The organism is Leifsonia shinshuensis (assembly GCF_014217625.1).
Taxonomy (GTDB): Bacteria; Actinomycetota; Actinomycetes; order Actinomycetales; family Microbacteriaceae; genus Leifsonia; species Leifsonia shinshuensis_A.
This window is the reverse complement of sequence record NZ_CP043642.1, coordinates 93894-118178: the sequence shown is the minus strand read 5'-3', so window position 1 is coordinate 118178 and position 24285 is coordinate 93894. Positions and strand designations below refer to the sequence as shown.

Annotated in this window: 23 protein-coding genes and 1 pseudogene; 8 read left to right on the top strand and 16 right to left on the bottom strand. The window is 63.3% G+C overall.

Annotated elements, in window-relative coordinates:
* Nucleotides 1–111 precede the first annotated feature (111 nt).
* The 5 genes from F1C12_RS22235 to F1C12_RS22215 all read right to left on the bottom strand — a co-directional run bounded on the left by F1C12_RS22235 (nt 112) and on the right by F1C12_RS22215 (nt 4459).
* Nucleotides 112–633 (bottom strand): hypothetical protein, encoded by a 522-nt coding sequence (locus F1C12_RS22235; protein ID WP_185279143.1) that lies wholly within the window; start codon nt 631–633, stop codon nt 112–114.
* 388 nt (nt 634–1021) lie between these two features.
* A complete protein-coding gene (locus tag F1C12_RS22230; RefSeq protein WP_185279142.1) occupies nt 1022–1426 on the bottom strand; it encodes a hypothetical protein in 405 nt (134 codons plus the stop codon).
* A gap of 8 nt (nt 1427–1434) precedes the next feature.
* Entirely contained in the window at nt 1435–2235 is an 801-nt protein-coding gene (locus tag F1C12_RS22225; RefSeq protein ID WP_185279141.1) for a hypothetical protein, read from the bottom strand.
* A complete protein-coding gene (locus F1C12_RS22220) occupies nt 2236–3591 on the bottom strand; it encodes a hypothetical protein (protein WP_185279140.1) in 1356 nt (451 codons plus the stop codon).
* Between the two features lie 466 nt (nt 3592–4057).
* Complete coding sequence (locus F1C12_RS22215; RefSeq protein ID WP_185279139.1) at nt 4058–4459, bottom strand: heavy metal-responsive transcriptional regulator; 402 nt, start codon at nt 4457–4459, stop codon at nt 4058–4060.
* Between the two features lie 56 nt (nt 4460–4515).
* Here F1C12_RS22215 and F1C12_RS22210 point away from each other — a divergent pair, with 56 nt between their 5' ends.
* From F1C12_RS22210 to F1C12_RS22865, 3 genes and pseudogenes are all read left to right on the top strand, one after another.
* The gene (locus tag F1C12_RS22210; protein ID WP_185279138.1) at nt 4516–4815 is read left to right on the top strand and encodes a thioredoxin family protein; all 300 of its coding nucleotides are present in this window, start codon (nt 4516–4518) and stop codon (nt 4813–4815) included.
* Nucleotides 4697–5776, top strand: a pseudogene (locus F1C12_RS22870) (dihydrolipoyl dehydrogenase family protein); the annotation flags it as partial. The gene F1C12_RS22210 and the pseudogene F1C12_RS22870, both read left to right, overlap by 119 nt.
* Before the next feature lie 165 nt (nt 5777–5941).
* A complete protein-coding gene (locus F1C12_RS22865) occupies nt 5942–6229 on the top strand; it encodes an NAD(P)/FAD-dependent oxidoreductase (protein WP_374939583.1) in 288 nt (95 codons plus the stop codon).
* 402 nt (nt 6230–6631) lie between these two features.
* On the opposite strand, the gene F1C12_RS22200 is transcribed toward F1C12_RS22865, so the two are convergent.
* From F1C12_RS22200 to F1C12_RS22185, 4 genes are all read right to left on the bottom strand, one after another.
* Nucleotides 6632–8623: a heavy metal translocating P-type ATPase gene (locus F1C12_RS22200; RefSeq protein WP_115697578.1), complete on the bottom strand. Its 1992-nt coding sequence runs from the start codon at nt 8621–8623 to the stop codon at nt 6632–6634.
* Nucleotides 8569–8925, bottom strand: a complete 357-nt coding sequence (cmtR, locus tag F1C12_RS22195) for a Cd(II)/Pb(II)-sensing metalloregulatory transcriptional regulator CmtR (protein ID WP_185279137.1) — start codon at nt 8923–8925, stop codon at nt 8569–8571. Before cmtR ends, F1C12_RS22200 begins: the two co-directional genes overlap by 55 nt.
* A gap of 189 nt (nt 8926–9114) precedes the next feature.
* Entirely contained in the window at nt 9115–10137 is a 1023-nt protein-coding gene (locus F1C12_RS22190) for a cation diffusion facilitator family transporter (RefSeq protein WP_185279201.1), read from the bottom strand.
* A gap of 68 nt (nt 10138–10205) precedes the next feature.
* Nucleotides 10206–10580, bottom strand: coding sequence for an ArsR/SmtB family transcription factor (locus F1C12_RS22185; RefSeq protein ID WP_115697580.1), 375 nt, complete (start codon nt 10578–10580; stop codon nt 10206–10208).
* 83 nt (nt 10581–10663) lie between these two features.
* On the opposite strand from F1C12_RS22185, the gene F1C12_RS22180 reads away from it, so the two are divergent.
* Nucleotides 10664–10876: a hypothetical protein gene (locus tag F1C12_RS22180; RefSeq protein WP_185279136.1), complete on the top strand. Its 213-nt coding sequence runs from the start codon at nt 10664–10666 to the stop codon at nt 10874–10876.
* Here the strand turns inward: F1C12_RS22180 and F1C12_RS22175 are convergent.
* A complete protein-coding gene (locus F1C12_RS22175) occupies nt 10873–11277 on the bottom strand; it encodes a four-helix bundle copper-binding protein (protein ID WP_185279135.1) in 405 nt (134 codons plus the stop codon). The genes F1C12_RS22180 and F1C12_RS22175 overlap by 4 nt on opposite strands.
* A 983-nt stretch (nt 11278–12260) precedes the next feature.
* Here F1C12_RS22175 and F1C12_RS22170 point away from each other — a divergent pair.
* From F1C12_RS22170 to F1C12_RS22155, 4 genes are all read left to right on the top strand, one after another.
* Nucleotides 12261–13529, top strand: coding sequence for a Mur ligase family protein (locus F1C12_RS22170; protein ID WP_185279134.1), 1269 nt, complete (start codon nt 12261–12263; stop codon nt 13527–13529).
* Nucleotides 13526–14242: a type 1 glutamine amidotransferase gene (locus tag F1C12_RS22165; protein WP_185279133.1), complete on the top strand. Its 717-nt coding sequence runs from the start codon at nt 13526–13528 to the stop codon at nt 14240–14242. Before F1C12_RS22170 ends, F1C12_RS22165 begins: the two co-directional genes overlap by 4 nt.
* Before the next feature lie 83 nt (nt 14243–14325).
* A complete protein-coding gene (locus F1C12_RS22160) occupies nt 14326–15210 on the top strand; it encodes a M15 family metallopeptidase (RefSeq protein ID WP_115697585.1) in 885 nt (294 codons plus the stop codon).
* 118 nt (nt 15211–15328) lie between these two features.
* Entirely contained in the window at nt 15329–16819 is a 1491-nt protein-coding gene (locus F1C12_RS22155) for a hypothetical protein (protein ID WP_185279132.1), read from the top strand.
* 50 nt (nt 16820–16869) lie between these two features.
* Here F1C12_RS22155 and F1C12_RS22150 read toward each other — a convergent pair whose 3' ends face one another.
* The 6 genes from F1C12_RS22150 to F1C12_RS22125 form a co-directional block, all read right to left on the bottom strand.
* Complete coding sequence (locus F1C12_RS22150) at nt 16870–17172, bottom strand: metal-sensitive transcriptional regulator (protein ID WP_115697587.1); 303 nt, start codon at nt 17170–17172, stop codon at nt 16870–16872.
* Nucleotides 17173–17196: 24 nt separating this feature from the next.
* A complete protein-coding gene (locus F1C12_RS22145) occupies nt 17197–19416 on the bottom strand; it encodes a heavy metal translocating P-type ATPase (protein WP_115697588.1) in 2220 nt (739 codons plus the stop codon).
* Nucleotides 19417–19499: 83 nt separating this feature from the next.
* Complete coding sequence (locus tag F1C12_RS22140) at nt 19500–19754, bottom strand: YHS domain-containing protein (RefSeq protein ID WP_115697589.1); 255 nt, start codon at nt 19752–19754, stop codon at nt 19500–19502.
* 39 nt (nt 19755–19793) lie between these two features.
* Complete coding sequence (locus F1C12_RS22135) at nt 19794–22106, bottom strand: heavy metal translocating P-type ATPase (protein ID WP_115697590.1); 2313 nt, start codon at nt 22104–22106, stop codon at nt 19794–19796.
* Between the two features lie 203 nt (nt 22107–22309).
* Complete coding sequence (locus F1C12_RS22130) at nt 22310–22519, bottom strand: heavy-metal-associated domain-containing protein (RefSeq protein ID WP_115697591.1); 210 nt, start codon at nt 22517–22519, stop codon at nt 22310–22312.
* A 133-nt stretch (nt 22520–22652) separates the two neighbouring features.
* Nucleotides 22653–24179, bottom strand: a complete 1527-nt coding sequence (locus F1C12_RS22125) for a multicopper oxidase family protein (RefSeq protein ID WP_147295949.1) — start codon at nt 24177–24179, stop codon at nt 22653–22655.
* Between the last annotated feature and the right edge of the window lie 106 nt (nt 24180–24285).

The window sequence follows — 24285 nt, the reverse complement described above, 5'->3', positions numbered from 1 at the left end:
CTCCGGGATGGCGCCCCACGACGAGAACCGTGCCAGCGTCTGCTTCTCCTCGGGAGTGGCGAGACGTCCCTCGTCGCGCGAGGTCCTCCTGCGAGGTCGGGATGAACCGGCTCAGTCCTCCGTCGGCCGCGTCGCGAATCGGGCCCTCAGGCGTGCTTCCAGCAGCTGCTCGTTCTGCAGCAGGGACCGGTACGGGTTCTCCTGCTGCTGCAGCTCCCTCAGGAACTCCTCCGGCAGACCGTGCTGGCTCGCCAGTTCCTCGATCGGCATCGCCGCTGAGTCCCTGCTCTGCGACGTCTCCGCCCAGTCCGCGAGCCAGTCCAAAGACAGGCCGTTGGTCGCCCGCCACTCCTGGTACGCGTCCTCGCTCGTCGGCTCCGGGCTGGGCGTGACCAGCTCCGAGAATGCGATCTCCTCGGCCTGCGCCTTCGCCGCGTTCAATCGGCCCGTCTTCTCCAGCACCGTCTCGCTCGGGCTGTCCGGCCCCGCCAGGTCGGGGATCAGCTGCGCCACGCGCACCCCGATCTCCTCCCCGAGGTCCTCGAAGAACTCCTGCGGTCGATCCATCGTCGCCAGCGACGTCGGGGCGAGTCTCGCCCACCTCTCCATCGCCTGCCTGCCGTACAGGTTCATGCGTCTCTCCTTGCGTGTTCCAGAAGTCCTCGAAGCTGAGCTGTCCCGACGAGAGGGCCTTCTCGGCCGGGGACGGCTCGGCCGTTCGCGCCTCGTCGATGCGGGCGTCCGCCGCCTGATCTCCCAGCCCCCACAGGTCGAACTCGAGCTGCGTTTCGGGGGGTGAAGCCTTGCGGCGTCTGCCTGCCATGCGGTGCCTCCTCGTGATGCGTGGACATCGCTGAGATTAACAACACCTGGCCGGGATTAACAGCACCTGGCCTGGGCAAAAGCCCCCAGTTCGAGCGCCGCCGGCGGTTCTTGTAATTCGGTCGTTCGCACACCTCGCGGGAGTGCATGACTGTGGCTGGCCGGCCAGCCTGCCCCGGACGCCAGATCCTTGCATCCATCAGAGGAAGTCCGCATCGAAATCGGGCTGCACGATGCAGCCGAGGAGCTGCTTGTTCGTCCGCGGCAGGTTGATCAGGACCAGCACGAATGCCGGGACGATGAAGATCCCGGACCACGCCACCGGATGCCAGATGGTCGACAAGATCAGCGCGGTGACCAGCGTCGGGAGGAGCAGCGCTAGACCGGCGAGAAGCCATCGCGAGCGTCGGTGGAGTCGCCGATATTCGTCTGTGGTCACAATGTTCGCCTTGATCCACCGGGGACCGGGGGAGGAGACCCACAGCTGGCCCAGGTCGTCGCTGAACAGCGTCCCTTGCTCGTAGCCGGTCACGGGCGGCAGCTGGGTGCGCTCGTGTCGATAGGTGCGGCCGATTCGACCGGTTGCGCGATCCTCACGCGACATGACGTTCGTCACTTTCTGCGCTCCAACTCTGACGATGTGGATGATACGGGGGGATGGGTTACCAGCGGCTCCGCTGCGGTGCGCAGTTGGAGGGGCACTGTCCCTGTCAGGGCGAGATTGTTCTTGCCGACGGGGGTGAGGTAGCGCGAGTAAGCGCGTAGGTATCCCTTGTCTCGTGCTTTCGCGCCGACCTTGGCACCGTGGGGGACCACACCGTTGATGGTGGCGATGATCTCCGCGACGAGATCGATAGGCGAGCCTTCGTGCACGCTTGCGAGGTCGCTGACGATCCACGTCGGTCGCTCGCCCTGGAAGCTTGCCCAGGCCTTCTTCGGGCGCAGCGGACGCATCCACATCCGATAAGCCACAGTCGAAAGAACCTGCCCGATGAGCAGCAGGGCCAGTACAGCCAGGTACGCCAGGAAGGCGAACGCGACGAGCATCACTGGTGCAAAGCAGAACACCACGAGGATCGCGGCCCCCGGCGCCATGAGGGGTAAGACCATCGTCCAGACGATCGCCCCGATCTGGAGTCCGTGATTCAGCCGCACGGTGACCTTGCCGGATCGCAGGAGGTAGACCGTTCCCATCCTGCTTGCCATCCAGGTCGATATGACGATGTACGGGAGGATCAGCGCGCGATCCCACCCCGAGACTCTTCGGGCCGGTGATTTCGTCTTCCGCGCCTTCTTCTCGCGGTGCTTCTGGGCCGCTCGCAGGTAAGCCTCGACCGTGGTTCGGTTCACCTGTCGACGGCCGACGCGATCCCGGACGAGCACGGCTGCTGGGAACGTTGTGATGTCGGACATTTACCGGCCCTCCTTGGTCAGTCGTTCGAGCGGGGTGCCAGGAAGGTCGGCCGGTGAGGGCGTTGCTGCGATAGCCGCATCGAGCAACTGCTGGGCCAGCGGGTCGCCCTCGTCATCGTCGTGGGTGCGTGAGCCCGGATTCGTGCCGAATGTCACTTCGACGGGGACTCGCAGGTCGGGAACGGTCTGCGCGGCGTCCTCGATCGCGCGGGCCAACGCTGCGCCGTAGGTGCTCCATTCGCGCTGCCTTTGAGCGTCAAGCTGTTCAAGCTGCTGGCGGATGCGATCCAGCCGCTCTTCACGCTCATCGGCGAGGCGGTTGTACTCGGCTCCAGCTTCGGGGGAGGAGGGGATGAAGAGGGAGCGCCAGGAGGTGTCACCGGTCTTGACGTCGTGTTCGATCCGCTCCGTCCACTCGGCCCATTCCGCGGATTGGTATGAGCGCCAGGTCTCCCAGGACCACGGCGGTGCTGCCGCGTCGACCGGGGTGAGCTGGTCGGGTCCGGTCACCTCGTATACCCAGCCGTAAGCAGCCTGGTCGGGCCCCGGGTCGGCTTTCTCCGCCTGCTCCACGCGGGCGTCGATCGTCTGCTCCGCGTCGTCGTACTGGGACCAGGCGTCGGTTCGGGTGGAGACGATCTGGTCGACGTCGAGAATCACTCGCACCGGCTCGGTGCGGTACCGCCACAGATCGGATGCCTCGGTCCCGATGGTGGAGTACAGGAGGTCCTCGACTTTCGCGGCTTCCCAGGATCCTGGGCGGCCCGCCAGCGCGCGTTCGATGCCGCCGAGGTTCGCTGCGGCGCCTGCCAGGGCGAGGCTGACGAACTCGGCCCAATCGGCGGGGTCGGTATCTGTCGGGTGAGGTTCCAGCCTGCCCGCCGGCGTCTGGTGGAGGCGCGGGCGGCGGTGGCGGGCCGCCTCGGTGAGCACCCGGACGGCGTCGTCGAGGACGTCAGTAAGGGGGCGCTGCGTGACGTTCCGCGCGGGTGTCGTTTCGAGCGTGCCGTAAGCGACGGGGTTGGCGGAGCTGTTGTCCAGCGGATCCCGCTGACCGATCAGAGGATGCGTCGGGTCGGGAAAACCGCTGATGGCGACGCGGCCGTCGTGGAAGGTGACTCCCGTGATTCCACCGGCCATCACCACGATCCCGCCGGAAGCAATGAGCAGCAACTGCGCATCGGCGACCTTCTCCAGGCGCGCGCGCCACACGCCGCGGCCGCGCTCCCAGAGTTCGAGCGTGGTGAGGTTCGGAGCGTAACCGATGCGGCTTCGTCCGAGGGCGTCTGGTTGCGGGGCCGGCTTGTCTGGGCCGAGCTTGATTCGCACCACGTCGACTTCTGTGCGGTCTGTCATGCGGATGACAGTAGCGCACTTTCTCCATCATCACACCATGATTTTAATAGTCAACTAATGCATTAGTGACATAATAAATATTATCAGCGCTTCGACTCACGGGAATTGCATTAGATGCAGAACCTCCCGTGCCGTGGTCGGGAGGGCGTTTCTGCCGGTCAAGCCGGGTTCCCGCGGTGCTCGTATGATCGACTGCCTTGAGTTTCGTGCGCCGCGATGCTGCTGAACTGCTGGTTTCCTGCATCTAACGCAGGCTTCCACGAGATGAGACGCAGGTGGCTGACGTGTAAGGACATCGGCTACGAGTGAAGCGTCATTGCAAGCGTTTGAAGCAGTGCGTCGTTGCGGGTTTGCCGTGGCGCATTACCGGACTTCCCGCATTTCCACCACAATCACGGCGGGATCAACGCCGCAAATTGGTGAGGGATCACATCAGCAAGCTTGACAATCTCCCCGCATTCACAGGCTACGTATCGCTCGGGATGATCTGGCACACCGCCGCTGCTGAGCAATCGGCCGGATCGGAGTCTCGGCTGATATTAATGAGCTGAATGAGTTCCGCTTCGAGACGCTCGAGTTCTCGTTGCTGGCTGCGGACGCCTTCGAGTTTGTCGGCCAGGAGTGCCGAGACATGAGCGCATGGGACTTGACCGTCCTGTCGGAGCGCAATGATGCTGGCGATTTCGGTAAGCGTCAGACCCGCGGCTTGGGCGGATCGGATGAACCTGAGCCGGGAGACGGCCGCCCCGTCGTACTGCCGATAGCCGTTTGCCGCGCGCACGGTTGGGGGCAGCAGCCCTCGACGTTCATAGAACCTGATGGTTTGCGCGTTCACATCGGCGTTAATGGCGAGGTCTCCGATTCGCATACGACTCATTCAATCACTTGACCTTGTACTGAGATGCAAGGTTTACGGTCGGGGGTATGGAGATCACTTTGCAGTACTTCGATGGGTGCCCGAATTGGATGGCCACCGCGGAGCGGCTTGCAGTGATCGCATCGGAACGTCCCGACGTGACTGTAAACCTCCACTTGGTGGAAACACTCGAGGATGCGGAGGAGATCGGCTTCTTCGGTTCGCCAAGCATCCTCGTGAACGGGATGGATGCCTTTCCCGACCCATCTGCTTCGGTCGGTTTTGCGTGCCGGATCTATTCCACTCCTGATGGGACGGCCGGTTCGCCGACGCTTGCTCAACTGCGTGCAGCCCTATCAACAATGTGAGCCACGCTCCTCCCTCGGAGGAAAGAGAAGCGCCATTCGGACGCCGGACAGAAAGGACATCATGAGCGAGGATTTCGACCTATTCGTAATCGGCACGGGGGATGCTGGCACGACAGCGGCGAACAAATGCGCCGCCCAAGGTTGGCGAGTCGGAATTGTTGATGCGCTTCCTTATGGCGGTACGTGTGCCTTACGCGGGTGTGACCCGAAGAAGATCCTCCGGCGGGGTGCGGAAATTGTGGACGCGGCCTATTTGATGCAAGGCAAGGGCCTTTCCGCCACCGGGTTGTCGACCGATTGGGCTGATCTGATTCGCCACAAACGCGCCTACACCGACCGTGTACCCGAGGGCGCGGAAAAGAGGCTCGCCGATAACGGAATAGCAACGTTCCACGGCCACGCCCAATTTGTCAGCCCGAATCAGCTTGATATCGACGGCACGGAGCACCGTGCTAAACGATTCCTCATCGCAGCTGGAGCCCGGCCGCGATCCTTGGGCTTTCCTGGGCGCGAATACGTCACCGACAGCACAGACTTCCTCAACCTGGACGCGCTGCCGTAGCGAATTGTCTTCGTTGGCGGCGGGTTCATCTCGTTCGAGTTCGCACACATTGCTGCTCGCGCCGGTGCGGAATGCGTGATCGTCCAACACGGCGACCGGCCACTTCGAGAGTTCGATCCCGACCTCGTCGAGCTCCTTGTTAGAAGGACCCAACAAGCCGGAATCCGAGTGCACCAGGCCAGCACGGTCACCGCGGTCACCCGCGCGCCGGCCGAACTTGAAGTAGCGGTCGAGAGAGGAGGCGTAACATCCACGATCCGGGCGGATCTCGTGGTTCACGGTGCTGGCCGTGTGCCTAACCTCGATGGGCTAAATCTCGAGGCCGGCAACATCGCATCGAGCATGCGGGGTGTCAGCGTTTTCGAGCATCTCCAGAGCATCAGTAACCCCGACGTATATGCGGCCGGCGACGTCGCGGACACAGTGGGCAAGCCGCTCACGCCGGTTGCTGTGATTGAGGGCAAGGTCGCCGCCTCCAACCTACTTAAGAACGCAAAGACCGTTCCTGACTACGCAGGTGTCCCCACGACCGTATTCACGGTTCCGGAGCTGACCCGGGTGGGCATGCTCGAAAGCGATGCGCACGAAAACGGGTACAACGTCACGGTCCGATACAACGACACGAGCCGGTGGTACTCCAACTTCCGGGTCGGTGAGTCGACCGCCGCAACGAAACTACTGATCGACAAGGACACCGACCAGATCCTCGGCGCCCACTTGCTCGGTCCCGGATATGCGGAGTTGGTCAACCTCTTCGGTCTCGCGATAAAACTCGGGCTAACCACCCGACAGCTAACGTCATTCTCCGCAAATTACCCCTCGATTGGCTCCGACCTCCACTACATGCTCTGAGTCGATCCTTCGAAAAGAGGTTCCGCCATGAGCGGACTTCGGCCGGGTGCGATAGGACAAGCCGAACCTGGCTTCAGCCCAGCCGCCGACAGCGGCACAACTCCCTCCTCAGTGACACCCGCTCCTGCCAGTAAGACCTGAGGTCTTAATGCTGTTGTGTGGCAGCGATGGGTGAATCGCGAGCCGTGAACCTCAATGAGGAAGCTCTGTCGGACTAAGCCCACGAAACTCATTCGAGCGGGCACAACGCGAACGTGGATACCATCTGGCTTCCCCGTCGACTTACGTACCTGGTTGAGGCGTCGAACCGGATCGTGCCTTTCGGCATGGCGGCTTACACAACACCGCTTCTCCAAGCTGCCCCCACCCCTATGCCAGATGGAGCCTCTTTGTGGGGTCCGGTTATGGCACGCTCACGGTCTGCCGGGGTGAGTCGACGTCGCCGAGCGGGCGTCGCTTCGCCTGGGCGGCGCGGAGGCCATTGAGGATGACGATGACTTCCGCGAGTTCGTGGACCAATACAACGGCTGCCAGGCCGAGGATGCCAGTGATTGCTAACGGGAGAAGCACGGTGATGATGGCGAGGGAGAGGACGATGTTTTGATTCACGATCCGCCGACCGCGGCGGGCGTGGGTGAGCGCTTGTGGGATCAGGCGCAGGTCGTGTCCGGTGAAGGCGACGTCGGCGGATTCGATTGCGGCATCGGAGCCGGTGGCACCCATTGCGATTCCGACGTCCGCGGCAGCGAGGGCTGGGGCATCGTTGATGCCGTCGCCGATCATCGCGGTGGGTCGCACCTTGGCCAGCGCGTGGATGTTGGCGGCTTTGTCTTCCGGGCGGAGCTCCGCGCGGACGTCGCTGATCTGCGCGGTTCGTGCGAGGGCGGTGGCGGTGCGCTTGTTGTCACCGGTGAGCATCGTGGTCTCTACCCCGTCGTGGCGCAGGGCTGCGATCACTTCTGGTACTTCGGGGCGGAACTCGTCGCGGATACCGATGGCGCCAGCGGCGGTGTCGTCCCGGTGGACGATGATGACGGTCATCCCCCGCCCCTCCAAGGCTTCGACTTCGGCTGCGAGGATGCCGGGGTTGAGCCAGCGGGGGCTGCCGACCGTGATGACCTGCCCGTCGACGGTGCCACGGATGCCGTGGCCAGCTATCTCGCTGATGTCGGACGCGGTGGCCGCGTTTGGGGCAGCCGTGGTGACCGCAATTGCGAGTGGGTGTGTGCTCAGTTGCTCTAGCGCGGCCGCCAGGTTCAGTACCTCGTCTTTCGTGCTGCCGTCTGCCGTGAGCACTGCGGTGACGGTGGGCTGGTTGCGGGTGAGGGTGCCGGTCTTGTCGAAAGCGATGTGCCGGATGGAGCCGAGCCGTTCGAACACGGCACCGGATTTGATCACGACACCGAACTTGCTTGCTGCGCCGATCGCGGAGACGACGGTCACTGGCACCGCGATCGCCAGCGCACACGGAGACGCGGCGACCAGCACAACGAGTGCCCGACTGATCCAGAATGCGGGGTCACCGGAGAGTAGTGAACCGATCACTGCGACGAGCGCGGCGAGGATCAGCACGCCGGGAACCAGCGGCCTCGCGATCCGATCAGCCAACCGTGCCCGCTGGCCCTTTTCGGCCTGCGCCTGCTCGACCAGCTTCACGATCGTGGTCAGCGAGTTGTCCGCACCAGCCGCCGTCGTTTCCACCTCGAGCGCACCAGAGAGATTGATCACACCAGCGGCCACCGCCTCGCCGGGCCTCACGTCGACCGGGATTGATTCGCCGGTGACCGCCGATGTGTCCAAGCTGCTGCTTCCGGTGCGCACAACACCGTCGGTTGCGACCCGCTCGCCTGGGCGGACGATCATCAACTGTCCGACCGTGAGGTCCTTTGCCGGGACCTCAGGCGTTGCGCCGCGATCGAGGATGCGGGCGGTTTGCGGCACGAGTGAAAGCAGCGCGCGGAGGCCGTTGCGCGCCCGGTCCATCGCCTTGTCTTCTAAGGCTTCCGCGATGGAGTAGAGGAAGGCCAGCGCGGCCGCCTCCTCCACGTAACCCAGGATGACGGCACCGGTCGCGCTGATTGTCATCAGCAGGCCAATACCGATTCTGCCGCGGAAGAGCTTCCGAATCGCGCCCGGCGCGAAGGTGAACGCGCCCAGCAACAGACCGATCCAGAACAAAACTAGGGCGAGGACATGCGCGCCACCCCATTCCAAGCCGAGCCCGGTGAGGAAGAACACCCCCGAGGCAATCGGTAGCAGAACCTCGCGATCCCGCCACCACGGCGAGTCCTCCTCGCGCTCGTCCTCGATGTGCACACCGGCGTGGGTGTCTACAGCACTCACTCGGTCACCTGCTCGCAGCACCCGCGGACTGTGCAGCCCGCATCCAAGCATGGCGCGTCCTCGTCCACAGCGAGCGTCACATCGACGAGCGCGGTCAGTGCGGCGGCCAGGTGCGGGTCGGCGATCTCGTAGCGGGTCTGCCGGCCTTCCGGTTCCGCCACGACGATCCCGCAATCTCGCAGACACGTCAGATGGTTCGACACATTCGAACGCGTCAACTCCAATTCCCGCGACAACACCACCGGATAACTTGGACCTTCTAGCAAGGTCATCAAGATCCGGGAACGGGTCGGATCCGCCATCGCACGACCCAGCCGGTTCATCACGTTAAGACGAGAAGCAATAGTCAGCACAGACTGACTATACAGTCGCGGGTGACATCCCGATACGCCTAAAGAACAGCGAGCAAGCGGACATAGACGCCTGGGTGAACGGCGGGGCAGACCGCCATTTGGTCCACAGCTCCAGCCGCAGACCGAGCCTACTCATCGAACACTCGGCCCCGGCGGTTGTATGACATAGATCAGCGGTAAGTGCGGGCATCAGGTCGAGCGAGCGGGCACCGGGCTGATGTGGAAGTCGTCGACGTTTCCTACGGTGCTGCGCAGGTGCGCGAGAGCATCCAGTCGGATGGTGTCAGCTGCAGCCAGGGTGTCATTTTCGACCTGGATCTCGGCCGCGCCCTGCAAACGGTGACCGACCCACCGCAGCTGTACCTGGTTGACGCCGCGCACGCCGGGGGTGTCGGCGAGGACGTGTTCGACCTTGTGGACGAGTTCTGGTTCGATGCCGTCCATCAGCCGGCGGCCGATGCTGCGCACGGTGCCCCACAGGAGGATGACGATCGCGATGGAGATTAGCAGGCCGACAATCGGGTCGGCGATCGGGAAGCCGAGCATTGCTCCGAAGGCACCCAGGACGACGGCGAGCGAGGTGAAACCATCCATCCGGGCGTGCACACCGTCGGCGACGAGCGCGGCGGAGCCGATCTTCTGCCCTACGCGGATCCGGTAGATAGCGACCGCCTCGTTGCCGGCGAAGCCGATGAAACCGGCAGCAACGACCCACCACAGGTTGTGCAGCGGCTGCGGGCTAATGAAGCGTTCGATCGATTGCCAGGCGGCGACGATCGCCGAGAGGGCGACGACGGCGATTATGAAGAGGCCCGCGAGGTCTTCTGCCCGACCGAATCCGTAGGTGTAGCGGCGGGTGGCGACGCGACGGCCGAGGATGAATGCGATCCACAGCGGGACAGCGGTCAGCGCGTCCGAGAAATTATGGGCCGTGTCCGCCAGCAGAGCCACCGAACCACTGAGAAGCACGACGACGAACTGCAGGATCGTTGTTCCCAGAAGCAGGAACAGGCTGATCTTCAGCGCCCGAACCCCTTCGCGGCTGGCCTCGAGAGCGTCGTCGATGGAGTCAGCGGCGTCGTGCGAGTGCGGTACGAACAGGTTGTAGAGGAACCCCTTGAACCCGGTGGGGTGACCATGGTCGTGGTCGTGGTCGTGGTCGTGCCCATGTCCGTGCTCGCCGTGCGCGTGATCATGCTCGTGCTCGCCGATGGCTCCGTGGTGGCGGCCATCGTCCTGGTTGTGCTCGCCGATGGCTCCGTGGTGGGGGTGCGGAGTGGTCACGCTGTCGCCTCATCGGGTTCGGTCTGGTTGTGGTGGTGCCGGGGGCTGCCGCCGAGGGCGTGTTCGGCTTGGAAGATGGCGTCCGTAACCAGCTGTCGTGCGTGCTCGTTCGCCAGCTGGTAGAAGACACGGGTGCCTTCCTGCCGGGTGGAAACAATCCGGGCGAGGCGGAGTTTGGCCAGGTGTTGGGAGACTGAAGCGGGTGTCTTGTCCAGGATGTCGGCGAGATGGTTGACCGAGAGTTCCTGGTCGCGGAGGGCAAGAATGATCCGCACCCGGGTGGCATCGGCGAGCATGCCGAACACTTCCACGGCCAACTCGACGTACTGACTGTCGGGCAAGCGCCCACATATCGCGTTATCTGCATCCATACGCAGATTATTGCATAGGTTGTCGGGACCGAGGTCACAGCGTCGCGTGAGAACCTGGCCGGGACGTCGATGGAGGAGAACTTATGGCGCGCAATCTGACGTGTAAGGCGTGTGGCGAGGTCATTGTGGGTGACACCGACGACGACTTTGTGGAGAACGCTCGAGAACATGCCCGCGGGCACGGCCACGTGGGTCCGGCGCTGACGAGGGAGCACATTCTGGCCCGCTTCGAGCACAACCACTCAGGCGATCACGGCCATGACGGCCGCGACCGCTCGAACCCGCATGCCGGCTAGAGGCTGGCGATGAGGTCGGCGCAGGCCCGTTCGCAGCGCCGGCAAACTTCGGCGCAAATGCGGCAGTGTTCGTGCATGCTGGCGTGCTTGTCACATTCGTCTGCGCACGCACCACAGGCCGCTCGGCACGATTCGAGTGCCGCTCGGGTGACGTTTGCGTCGTAGCCGGTGTGTCGGGAGAGCACGTTGGCGGTGGAGGCGCAGTTGTCGGCGCAGTCGAGGTCGGTGCGTACGCACTTGACCAGGTCTGCGACCATCTCTTCGCTGAGACAGGCGTCGGCGCAGGCGGTACAGGTTTGCGCGCACTCGATGCACGCTTCGATGCACGCCACGAGCTTTTGCCGGTCGATGTCTCCGAGGTCGGCGGGGTAGCTGTCGAGCATTTGTTCAACGGTAGACATAATGCTTCTCCTTCACGATCAGCAGCCCCCTGCACGGGCGAGAGTACGCCGAAAGTGCAAACGGCACGATCCGCACCCACGCGATTGGTTTCCGATCCATTGCGGGCATCAGAAATGAGGTGCAGACGCAAGGCTGCACCCACGTACCCCTAACGGCAACCGATCCCCGACAGACGGACCCTTTCCGAGCTGCAAGCCGCGATGCCCAGCAAGATGAACGCATCGGCCTGATCAGCGGTGTAGTTCGGGCGACGGTTCCACGAGCTTTGGGAAAAACCGGGCAAATGGATCACTCAACTTCTTCCCACAATGCCCGCTCGCACTTTTTCAGCATCGCTCCAGATCCTCTCCGGCAACCGCAACGCCAGCGGAGCGCGGGCGAAGCGACCGTTCAGGACCGTTTGCGAGAATGATCCTGATCGAGCTAGTAAGGGATGAACATGATTCGCGTACACGATGCTAATGGGCATCCTCGCACGCGCGCGTTTCTGATGGCATTGGCCATGTTGTTTGTCGCAGTTCTGGTGACCATGGCGTGGGTCCATTCAAGTCCTCGCCATGCCGTCGGCGGCTTCCCTGCGGATGCCGTGGTGGCGGCGCAGCCAAGCCCGGTTGACGCTGTGCATGACATGTCCGAAAGCCACAGTGACAATAGCTCCTCCGCGGAATCAGAGGACCATTCGTACCTCCGTTCTCGCCACAGCGACACACCTCTCCCCCTAGCCAACATATTGGCCGCTCGAAGCGCCGCCACGGCGCCCATCGAGCTCAGGCACGTTCTGACGCGTGCACCCAATGAATGGCTAGTTGCTCCTCCGGACTGGTCTGTCGCAGTGGTCAAACTTTCAGTGAGTCGAACTTAGGAATCATCTTCCCGGGACCGTCGCGTCCCGATCCGATGTACCTACTAGCCGCCAGGTGCGGCATGTTCTCGCGCCATCCTCTGCGCGCCACGCTTCGCCGACTCATTGAAAGCCCCAACCATGAAACACTTCCTCCCCATTTGTCTAGGAAAGACTGTTCGATCTTTGCTGCGACTCGCCCGCCGCGGATCTGCGCTCCCCGGCCTGATCGTCGAACGAATCGATGTTGCGCTCCTCCCGGACGTGCTTGGCTCCCTACCCCGCGGCGTGGTGGTGGTCGCCGGAACTAACGGGAAGACCACGACAACAAAACTCATCGTTGAAGTTCTTCGAGCGCACGACCTGAAAGTCTTCTCGAACCCGAGCGGCAGCAATTACAGCCGCGGCATCCTCTCGTCGCTTTTGGGGCAAATCTCGTTCTCAGGCCGACTCAATGCAGACATTGCCGTGCTTGAACTCGACGAGGGACACGCGGCCGCGTTTGTGAGCATGGTGCCGCCACGACACTCGCTCATTTTGAATGTGATGCGAGATCAAATGGATCGATATGGCGAGATCGACCACACGACGAGCCTGCTGCATCAAGTCGCTGTGGCAACTACTCGCGATGTCATCGTCAACGATCTGGATCCCCGGCTGCACAGTGAACGCTTTCTGCAAGGTGTCGACGCTGCTGTATCAGCCTTCAGCGCATCCCCTGAACTTCAACCCCTATTTCCCGGGGACGACGAGCTGCTTGAGACGGATCAACGGGCAAACATCGCAATCTTCGACCAGACCACGCTTGAGCGGATTGAGCCAACTCCTGTCGCATCATTTGACGGCGCTTCGCTTCCATTCACGCTCTCATTCGGAGGTTCGTTCAACTCCCTCAACGCGGTCGCTGCCCTGTCGATCAGTCGCGCGGTTCTAGGTAGCGATTTCGATCCACACCGCGCTTCCGAAGCGCTAGCCCATGCAGCGCCCGCGTTTGGGCGCGGCGAACTCATCACGTTCAAAGGACAGACGATCCACCTGGTCTTGGTTAAGAATCCCGGCGCATTCCGGGCAGCGTTGGAATCGTACTCGGGCGACGGCGCTCAGACGATGATCGCGCTCAATGATCATGACGCCGACGGGAGAGACGTCTCCTGGATTTGGGATGTCGACTTCGCCCTGCTTAAATCCGACAAAGTGCAGCTCGTGACCGGAACACGCGCGCCCGATCTTGAGTTGCGGCTTCACTACGACGACATAGCGGTGGCCATCCGCGAACCTGATATTCGACGCGCATTGGACCTCTTCGTCAAGACTCCAACGCCGACTCTCAAGCGCATCTACTGCACGTACACGGCGATGCTCGCGGTCAGACGTGCGCTCCGTCCCGGATTCCTTGGAGAAGCAGCATGAAGCGCACGCTCACAATCCTGTCGCTTTACCCCTCGCAGATGAACGTCTACGGCGACCGCGGCAATGTGCTTGTCCTCCGGCGTCGCCTGGAGTGGCGAGGCTACCGAGCCGTCGTTCACGAACTCCATCCCGGCGAAACGCTCCCCCGAAACGTCGATCTCATCGTCGGCGGCGGCGGCCAAGACCGCGGACAGGTCGCCATCCAACCGGACCTTCTTCGACACCGTTACGACTTGCGGGCAATGGCCGAAGACGGCACCCCAATACTGATGGTGTGCGGGCTATACCAGTTGTTCGGCCATTCCTTGCAAGTAACCGACGGCACCCGACTAGCCGGGATCGGGATCCTAGACATGGAGACCCAGCCGGCACCCCAGCGCAGCATCGGCAACATCTCCGCCGAAACGTCGGATTTTGGAACGCTCGTCGGATACGAAAACCACGCCGGAGCGACCACTCTTGGCCCAGAAGCGCAACCCCTGGGCACAGTTGCGGCCGGCCAAGGGAACAACGGCAAAGACCGCACAGAAGGCGCGCGCAAGTGGGCCACCTTCGGCACCTACCTCCACGGGCCTCTCCTTCCACGCAATCCCCTCTTCGCCGATCACCTGATCCGCGTCGCGCTGGAGCGTCGCTTCGGTCATGTCGAGCTGCCCGGTCTCAGCCACGCTGCCGAGCAGCTGGCGCGGGTCTCCGGAAGTCGGCGTCGGTGACGCCTCGACATGCCCGAGGGTTGGAAACTCGAATCGCGCAAGCCGGAAGGGCTAGTCGCGAAACGTTCGCTCTGCTGCGCTCGATGTGGGCTGACTATACGCACTTGCGGCCGCTGGCGCGAAGGCCTTACCGGGAGCGCCTGACCTTCGCGTGGTCAATTGTTATCGGCGCGATTCTCATCGCGGCAGTGATGGTGAGCCTTGGAGCTGTCTACGGCATCATCGCTCCGGCCGGCACTATCGACCACGGCCGCAGCGAACCTGCGACCACTACCTCTCCCCCAGAGACGCGACCGGTCCCCAGCATCGTGCCCACGCCGGTGCAGTTGGGGGTGTACTCGCTGACTGAACCCAGCAGCCCCTGGTTCATCGTCAACAAGCTCCGCCCCATCCCCGGCGCTGCCACCTACGAACCCAGTGACCTGACAACCCTCCCCCCGGATATCCCCAACCCAAATGGTCAAACCCTCCGCCGGGCTGCTGCAGCAGCATTCGTCCAGCTCGCCGCGGCCGCGAAAGCTGAAACCGGAGCGACTCTCGTCGCCCAAAGCGGATACCGCTCCTTCAAATACCAGACCGATGTGTACGCCTCCTACACGAAGTCCGATGGCGGAGTTGCGAACGCGGACACAACGAGCGCACGGCCCGGTTACAGCGAACATCAGACGGGGATGGCTGTTGACATTCTCGACACGCAAAGCGGTTGCGGGCTCGAGGACGATTGTTTCGGAAGGTCGCCCACGGGAGTGTGGCTTGCTGCCAACGCCTACCGATACGGATGGGTCCTGCGATACCCGCCCAACAAATCGGCCGTCACGGGGTTCGCGTACGAGCCATGGCACTTTCGGTGGGTCGGCACAGCGTTGGCGTCCCAGCTCCGCGACAGCGGAAAGCGGACATTCGAAGAGCTCTTCGGGCTTGCTCCCGCTCCCAACTATTCGGACCAAGCAGAAATGACCGCACACTAGCTAGACGCTGTCGCACGCTCCCTTCGACCCGAGGAACAGACACCAGCGCGAGTAGGGTCCGCTGTAACTACCACCAGGTAACCTCCCCGTATACCCGGGGTGGGTATACCATCCAGTTATGGATCCCACCTTGCCGACCGGTGTTGGGCGCCCGAGCGGGTGGATGATTGTCGGCGCGACCGGGATGGGGCTCGCGTCGGCGTATTGGGACGACTCGTGGCATTCCACCCTCGGGCGAGATAGTGCCCTGATTCCTCCGCACCTTCTCTTGTACGCATCGATCGTCGCAGTTGGCGTCATTTTGGGTCTCTGGGCGATGCGGATACTTCGCGATACTCGTTCCCTGAATGCCCTTGGTCGCGCGCCGGGGTTCATCCTCGCCGCGGCAAGCGCTGCTGCCACAGCAATCGCCGCTCCCGCTGATGCCTTTTGGCACAGCACTTTTGGTCGCGACGCAGTCTTGTGGTCGCCTCCGCACCTGCTGTCGGTAATTTCAACGACGGTCCTCTTGGGTGCGATGCTGGTCAGCGTTTCGGATCGACCGTGGCGCCAGTTGCAGATCGGGCTATCCGCCGTCGTGCTGGCTGCAGCTCAGATCCTTGTGATGGAGTACGACACGGACGTCCCCCAGTTCAGCGAGACGCTCTATCTGCCTGTTGCCCTGCTCTCGTTGCTGAGCGCTGGGTGGGTGATCATTCGCATGACCGGGTTCCCATTCGCCCTCACAACGGCGATCGTCGCGTACATCCTGTTGCGCGCGGCGCTGACCGCCGGGCTCACCGGGGCGGGCTGGTTGGCGCCGGATCTGCCGCTTGCGCTTCTCGGGCTGGCGGCCGTTGATCTTCTTCAGAGCCTGCCACGGTTGCGATGGCTGGTCGCCGCCAGCATCGTGGCCGCCCTTGAATCCCTCCTCTCTGCAATCGGGCTCAGCAGCGTGCAGATAGGGTCGATTCTGCCGTGGACGATGGCAGTGGTGGGCGCGGCTCTCGTAGCTGTCTTTGTGGTCGGCGTCAGGAATCGCGCTGTTACAGCGACGATCGTTCTCCTGCTCGGGTTGAGTTTTGCACTGGTCACACCGGTGCCGGCTAGCGCTCATGATCCTGGGCAGGGGCCGTCCTTCGGAACGGCGGCACTTTCGGTTCAGGGTGACGGGAGCGGCGAACTCACCGTTACCGTGGACGACTTCAGCACCACGGCGACAATGCCGGGCCGGGCTTGGCTGGTTGCCCGGCGGGCCGGCCAAACCATTACGGTACCGCTGGCGGCCGGGTCGGTGAGCAGGTCCGGCCGGGCGACCGGTCGAATCTCACTTCCACACCCAGGACTGTGGTTCGTCTACGCGGACGTTTCATCCTCTGTCGGGACGCTCGAGGTGTGGCTTCCGATTTCCCAGAACTTCACTGGAACCATCACCCAAACTCGGGCGCTATATCAACCGACGGAAACTCGTGAATGGTCCCCGCCGCAGTACCTCTTTGCCCTGTCACTTGTCGCGATCGGAGCGGTGCTCGTGGTCTGGTTGATGGTCCGCGTACGCCGAGTCCCGACCTTGGGAGCCACGGAGCGGCCTTACACGAGCGGCGCTCCCCCATCATTGCCCGGTCGATGAGGATTGAAGCTTCTCCCGGCCGCCCTCGTCTAGGCCGCCTTCGCGGGTGCTTACGACCGGACTAACCGCGCTATCGCGTCCGATGCTTCTTTGATCTTGGCGTCCGCTTCCGCGCCGCCTAGCTTGACCGCGTCTGTGACGCAGTGTTTGAGGTGGTCGTCGACGAGTCCGAGAGCCACCGATTGCAGCGCCGAGGTGAGCGCGGAAATCTGGGTGAGGATGTCGATGCAATATTGCTCCTCGTCGACCATCCGATACACCCCACGGGTCTGGCCCTCGATCCGCTTCAGACGGTTGAGGTACTTGTCCTTGTCGGTGATGTAGCCATGCGTTGATTCGGTAGCGGTGTCCATCGTCTGTCTTTCTTCGGGTGCGTTTTACGACTGACGCGCCAGCTCTGGCTGAGCGGGTTGATCGGTTCGATCGAGCATGGCACGGGTGCTCACTTCTGGTCGCAAGTCCAGGCGACGCAACAGCTGCGCGTTCAGTGCGACGACGATCGTGGACAGCGACATCAAGATCGCACCGACCGACATCGGCAACACGAATCCTATGGGAGCCAGAACGCCCGCCGCGAGCGGGACCGAGATCAAGTTGTAGCCGGCCGCCCACCACAAGTTTTGCTTCATCTTCTGGTAACTGGCTCGGGACAGCTGGATGACCGAGAGCACCGAACGGGGATCGTCGCTGGCGAGAATGACGCCGGCGGACGCGATCGCGACATCAGTGCCGGCGCCGATCGCGATCCCGACGTCGGCCTGGGCCAGCGCGGGCGCGTCGTTGACACCATCACCCACCATCGCCACCTTGCGTCCTTCGGCCTGGAGTTCTTTCACCTTGGCGGATTTGTCTTCCGGGCGCACACCAGCGAAGTAGCGGTCGATTCCGAGTTCGGTGGCAACGGATTTTGCGACAGCGTCAGCGTCGCCGGTGATCATGACGACGTGCACGTTCTGGGCGTGAAGCGCTTCGACGGCTTGCCTGGACTCTTCGCGCACTTCGTCGGCGAGTTTGAGCGCGCCGACGACCTGCCCGTCGACCAGTACGTGCAGGATGATCGCTCCCTCTTCGCGCCAGTCGTAGGCGACATCGAGTTCGTAGCCGTTCTCCTGCGCCAGAAGGCGCGGACCGCCGACCTGGACTCGAGAACCGTCAACCGTTACAGCTACACCGATCGCCGGGGACGATTCGAATCCGGTGGCTCTCGGTACGGTGAGCTGCCGCTCCTTTGCCGCGTTCACGATCGCTCGGGCAAGTGGATGTTCGGAGTCGGTCTCTGCGGCGGCAGCCAGGGCGAGCACACGGTCCTCTCCGTGATCGTCGGTCGCTTCGATCGCGGACACGGTTGGTTCGCCCTTGGTGAGCGTTCCAGTCTTGTCGAACAGGACGGTGTTCACCGTCCGCATGCTCTCCAGCGCCAGCCGGTCCTTGATCAGCACGCCGCCACGAGCCGCTCTCTCGGTCGCGATCGACACGACGAGCGGGATCGCGAGGCCGAGTGCGTGCGGGCAGGCGATCACCAGAACGGTGATGGTGCGCACGACGGCGTCGTCTGGGAGTCCGATCAGGGTCCAGACGATCGCTGTGATGATGCCGGAGCCGAGAGCGAACCAGAAGAGCCATCCAGCAGCGGTGTCGGCAATCCGTTGGGCGCGGGAGGATGAGTTTTGCGCTTCAGTGACCAGGCGTTGAATGCCGGCCAGGGCGGTGTCATCGCCGACGGCGGTGATCTCTACCCGCAGGCCGGAGTCGGTGGCGACCGTCCCGGCGATGACGGTGTCACCTGTACCGCGTCGGACGGTGCGCGATTCACCGGTGATCATGGACTCGTCCATGCTCGCCGAACCGTCCACGATTTTTCCGTCGGCCGGGACGCGGCCGCCGGGTCGAACCACGACAACGTCCCCGACCTGCAACTCGGACGGTGGTACCGGTATGGTCTGGTCACCGTCGACCCGTTCGGCCTCGTCCGGTAGGAGCGCGGCCAGGGAGTCGAGCGCGGAGGTTGTTTGGGCGAGAGATCGCATTTCGATCCAGTGCCCGAGAAGCATGATCACGATCAGCAGGGCGAGTTCCCACCAAAAGTCGAGCTGGTGGTCGAGGATCCCGAGGCTCGCGCCCCACGATGCGAAGAACGCGACCGTGATGGCCAAAGCGATCAGCAGCATCATCCCGGGTTTCCGGGAACGAAGTTCAGCGACGGCACCGGTGAGGAATGGCCTCCCACCCCACACGTACATGACCGTGCCCAGGACCGGCGAGATCCAGCCGATCCATGCAGCGTCGGGGAGGTGGTAGCCGAGGATCATCGCGAACATTTGCGAGAAGACGACGACGGGCACGGCCACGACCAGCATGATCCAGAATAGGCGACGGAATTGCCCGACGTGGTCGCCGTGACCGGCGTGCCCAGTCATGTCGTGCCCACTATGCCCATCCATATCGTGACCGTCGTGGCCCGCCACGTCGTGGCCGGCGTGGGTGGACGTCTTCGGTTCTTCCGGTCGGGCCGTGTCGTGGTGGGCGTGCGCATCCGGACCGGTCTGCACGGTCTGGGTGGGGACGGAGTGGTTGTCCCGCCCGGCGTGATTGGTCATGGTTCCTACCCTGTAACGGTTGCAGGTTTCTGTCGAGATCAGCTCTGGCGTCGAGACGACGGCTAATGCCAGTCGCGGTTGCGTCAGGCGGTGGCGTAGCGGGCGGGGTCGGCGTCGAACTTGGGTCCGCATCCGGCGCAGCAGAGGTAGTAGCGGGTGCCCTCGTAGTCGCGGTAAAGGCCAGCCGCTTCTGCGTCTGCCTTGACGACCAGGCTGCCCTTCATGACCGGGCATTCTGCCAGGTCGGTGGCGGCCGGTCCGAGGAGGTTCCGGGTCCCGGTTGGCGCCCCGTGGTGGTGATCGGGTGCGCTGGGGGTGTGGTGGTGGTTGTCGGTCATGGCGGTTTCTTCCTTCGACGGTTGGGTTGGTGGGTGGGTTCAGGCTTTTTGAAGGGCCTGCTTGGCGGTCGCGCGCTGTACGAGCCGTTCTGTGTTGCTTGCGTTCGACTTGAACGAGCGGAGGCGGAGGCTGTTGCTTACGACGAAGACGCTGGAGAACGCCATCGCGGCGCCTGCGAGCATGGGATTCAGCAGGCCCAGAGCGGCCAACGGGATGGCTGCCACGTTGTAGGCGAACGCCCAGAAGAGGTTGACTTTGATTGTGCCGAGGGTGCGCCGGGAGAGACGGATTGCGTCTGCGGCGGAGCGGAGGTCGCCGCGCACCAGGGTGAGGTCCGCGGCTTCGATGGCGACGTCCGTGCCGGTACCCATCGCCAAGCCGAGATCGGCCTGGGCCAGGGCGGCGGCGTCGTTGACGCCGTCACCGACCATCGCAACGACTTTCCCTTCGGCCTGCAGCCGGGTCACGACAGCGACTTTCTCCCTGGGCAGTACCTCGGCGATGACCTGCTCGATCCCCACCTGTGCGGCAACCTGGTTGGCGACAGTCTCGTTGTCGCCGGTGAGGAGTACGGGCGTTAGGCCCAGTCGTTTGAATTGTCTGATTGCCTCGGCGCTGGTGTTTTTGATCGCATCCGCTACGACGAGAACGCCACGCGCGGTTCCGTCCCAGGCGACGACGATCGCGGTTTGCCCTGCCTCTTCGGCAGCTTCCTTGGCAGTGACAAGCGTCGAATCGGCCGGAACCGACCATTCTGTCAGCAGCGAATCACGCCCGACCAATACGAGGTGACCGTTGACGACGCCCTGCACGCCCATTCCTTCAATGTTGGCGAACGATTCGACCGTGGGAAGGGATCCGACGCGTTGCGTGGCTCCCTTGGCGACGGCTTGCGCGATGGTGTGCTCAGAGGCGTCTTCGACGGCGCCTGCCAGTCTCAGTAGTTCGGCCTCCTCGACCCCTTCGGCCGTGTGAATGGCCAGGAGGGTCATCTTGCCGGTGGTGACCGTGCCCGTCTTGTCGAGCACGATCGTGTCCACCTTGCGGGTGGATTCGAGTACTTCCGGTCCCTTGATGAGGATGCCGAGCTGGGCCCCACGGCCGGTTCCGACCAGCAGCGCGGTCGGTGTGGCCAGCCCGAGCGCGCACGGGCAGGCGATGATCAAGACAGCGACAGCGGCGGTGAAGGCGGCTTCGACCGGGAATCCGCTTGCCAGCCAGACGACGAGTGTGGTGACGGCGATTGCGATCACGATGGGGACGAACACGCCGGAGATTTTGTCCGCCAGGCGCTGCACTTCGGCCTTGCCCGATTGTGCATCCTCGACGAGCTTCGCCATCTGTGCCAACTGGGTATCTGTTCCGACTCTCGTCGCGCGGACGACCAGCCGTCCGCCGGCGTTCACGGTTGCTCCCACCACGCTGTCGCCCACACCAACCTCGACTGGGACGGATTCGCCGGTCAGCATGGACGCGTCGACCGCGCTCGTGCCGTCCACGACGACACCGTCGGTGGCGATCTTCTCCCCTGGGCGCACCACGAACTCGTCCGCGACGGCGAGCTGATCGGTGGGGATGCGCGTCTCGATGCCGTTACGGAGCACGGCCACGTCCTTGGCGCCGAGCGCCAGAAGGGCGCGCAATGCTGCACCAGCCTGGCGCTTCGAACGTTTCTCGAAGTATCGGCCGGCTAGGACGAACATCGTCACTCCGGCAGCGACCTCGAGATAGATGTTGCCGGCGCCGCTGTTGGGGGCGACCGAAAATTCAAAACCGTGGGTCATCCCTGGCATTCCGGCCGTGCCGAAGAACAAGGCATATAGAGACCAGAGCAGGGCAGCGGACGTGCCGACGGAGACAAGGGTGTCCATCGTCGCTGCTCCATGCCGGAGGTTGATGAACGCGGCCTTGTGGAACGGCCAACCGGCCCACACGATCACCGGGGCGGCGAGCGTCAGTGACAACCATTGCCAATAGGTGAACTGGAACGCCGGGACCATTGCCAGCGCGATCACCGGAACAGAAAGTGCGATGCTCCCGACCAGTCGCTGTCGCAGCGCAATGTGCTCCGCGTCGGGGGCGTCCTCGGGCGCTGCGCTTTGCGGAGCCACGACCGGAAGCGTGGCGCTATATCCTGCCTTCTCCACCTCGGCGATCAGCGTCTGCGGATCGAATTCGGCCGGGGCGCTCACCCGCGCCTTCTCGGTAGCGTAGTTCACCGTCGCGTTGATCCCGTCGAGCTTGTTCAGCTTCTTCTCGATGCGCATCGCGCACGATGCGCAGGTCATTCCCCCGATTTCGAGTTCGATGTTCGCGGCAGGAGGTGGTACGAGCGCTTCGTTTGTGGGCATGTGATCCTCCGGGATCGGGCAGCGCCAACAGGCGGTTGAACGGATTGGCGGCGCGAGGGGCCGGTGTAACTCACGGGCGACTGCTCAGCGTGAGTGGGTGAACATCCCACCGCGTCTGCCGGGAACATCAGCCGGACGAGGGTGAGGCCCGCGCCAAAGGGGCATCCAGCCCCACTCCACCCTGTTTGATGGGTGAGCTCAGCTCAGACACGAACGGCTGAGTAGCCCGCCTCCTTGACCGCGGCGAAGACTTGCGCGTCATCAAGGTCGGTCGCGCTGGTCACAACCAGCTTGCCGGTTGTTGCGGACACGTCGATGTTTTCGATACCTGCGATCTGTTCCACTTCTTCGCGGACCGACATCTCACAGTGACCGCAGGTCATCCCGGTGACTTCATACTCAGTAGTCGACATTGTCATTCCTCCAGCAATACGGGCAAGGGGTATCCCTCCCTCAACAACATGATACCCCCGGCCCGTATTCCCGCCAAAGTGGGCATGCACCACGAAGGTGCCAAGCTGTTCGCGCGGACAGTCGACGCGGCTGCTATTTCTGGTAGGCGAGCACGGCCATCATGCCGGACTCGCCGTGGTAGATGTTGTGGCAGTGGCTTAGCCAGAGGCCGGGGTTATCGGCGTCGAAGTCGACACGAAGAGTCTTGCCCGGAAGGACGATCGAGGTGTCTTTGCGGGGACCGCGGCCGGGGTGTTGATACGTGTGCCCGTGCAGGTGCATCGGATGCCACATGGTGGTGTCGTTGACAAATTCCAGTTGCACCCGCTCCCCCTGGTGAACCGCGAGTGCATCTTGCAAGGGCCGGTCCGGATTGAACTGTCGGCCGTTGATTGCCCACTTGTACGAGTTCATGCTGCCGGACAGCTTCATTTGCACCGTGCGGTCGACGGCGCGTGGCCTCAGCTGCACCGCGTCGTCCGCGATCAGATCTTCGGCCACCCCCACCCGCGGCGAGTTCAGCTCGGGCAGCGTCTTCAGGGGCGCTGGCGCGGCCCCAGTGCCGGTGCGGAGGATGGCGTATGCGGCGGCGTCCTTGCCCTCGGCGGATGCAACGAGTGGGAAGACTCCGTCGCCGGCGGTGACGATTACGTCGTAGCGCTCCCCCATCCCGATTAGGACACTGTCGACCTCGCGATGCCGGACGGGGTACCCGTCGGTGTGGGTGATTGTCAGGGTGTGGCCGCTGATAGCGACCCGGAATGCAGTATCGGCGCCAGCGTTGATGAACCGGATCCGAATTTTCGATCCGGGTTTGCTTGTGAAGGTTTCCGGGTCAGCAGCGGGCCGGCCATTGATCAGATAGAGCGGGTAGTAGACGTCGCCGGTGTCGCCACCGAGCAATGCCGAGTTGGTGCCCATCAGCATGTTTCCCATCCTCATGAGCATTCCGTTCATCCCCATTGCCCCCATCCCTTTGGAGAGATCGTTCAAGACTTGGTCGGGTGTGCTGGTTACTCCATCGAGCCAGTCGTCGAGGATGACGATCCATTCTTGGTCGTAGCTCAGGGGTTCTCGCGGATCGTCGATGATCAGCGCTCCATAGAGGCCCCGGTCGATTTGCACGCCGACGTGCGGGTGGAACCAGTAGGTTCCCGGGTGCTCGGCAGTAAAGCTATAGCGGAAGGCGTCTCCGGCAGCGATCGGGTTCTGGGTCAGCGGAGGCACACCGTCCATGTCGTTGCGCAGAGCAACGCCATGCCAATGCACCGAGGTAGACGTAGGTAACTGGTTGGAGACGTCCGCCTGGATAGTGTCACCGGCACGGGCTCGGATGACAGGTGCCGGTGTCGACCCGAACGTCCATGTGTTCGCGACCCGACCGGCGAGATCGAGTTGGGAGGGCTGGGCGTCCAACGCCACAGCGGTAACCCGTCCGGTGCGCTGGCGCGTCTTCTCCGCCGCTGCAATGGCAGCGGAAGTTGGAGATATCAGAGCGGGTGTTGCCGGGGTGCACGCAGCCAGTGCGGCGAGGGTGGCGGCACCGATGCTCGCGCTGAGGAAGGTGCGTCGGGTGAGCGGGCGTGGGGGTTGAGCAGAAAGCGGCATGGTGGACCTCATGGTGGGCAGAGCAGATCAAGAGAGAGGGGGCCCGGTGAGGCGGAGCAGGGGGAATGCGGGTTCCACCCCACCGGGGTCAAGGTCAGGCGCGACTCACAGATCGCGA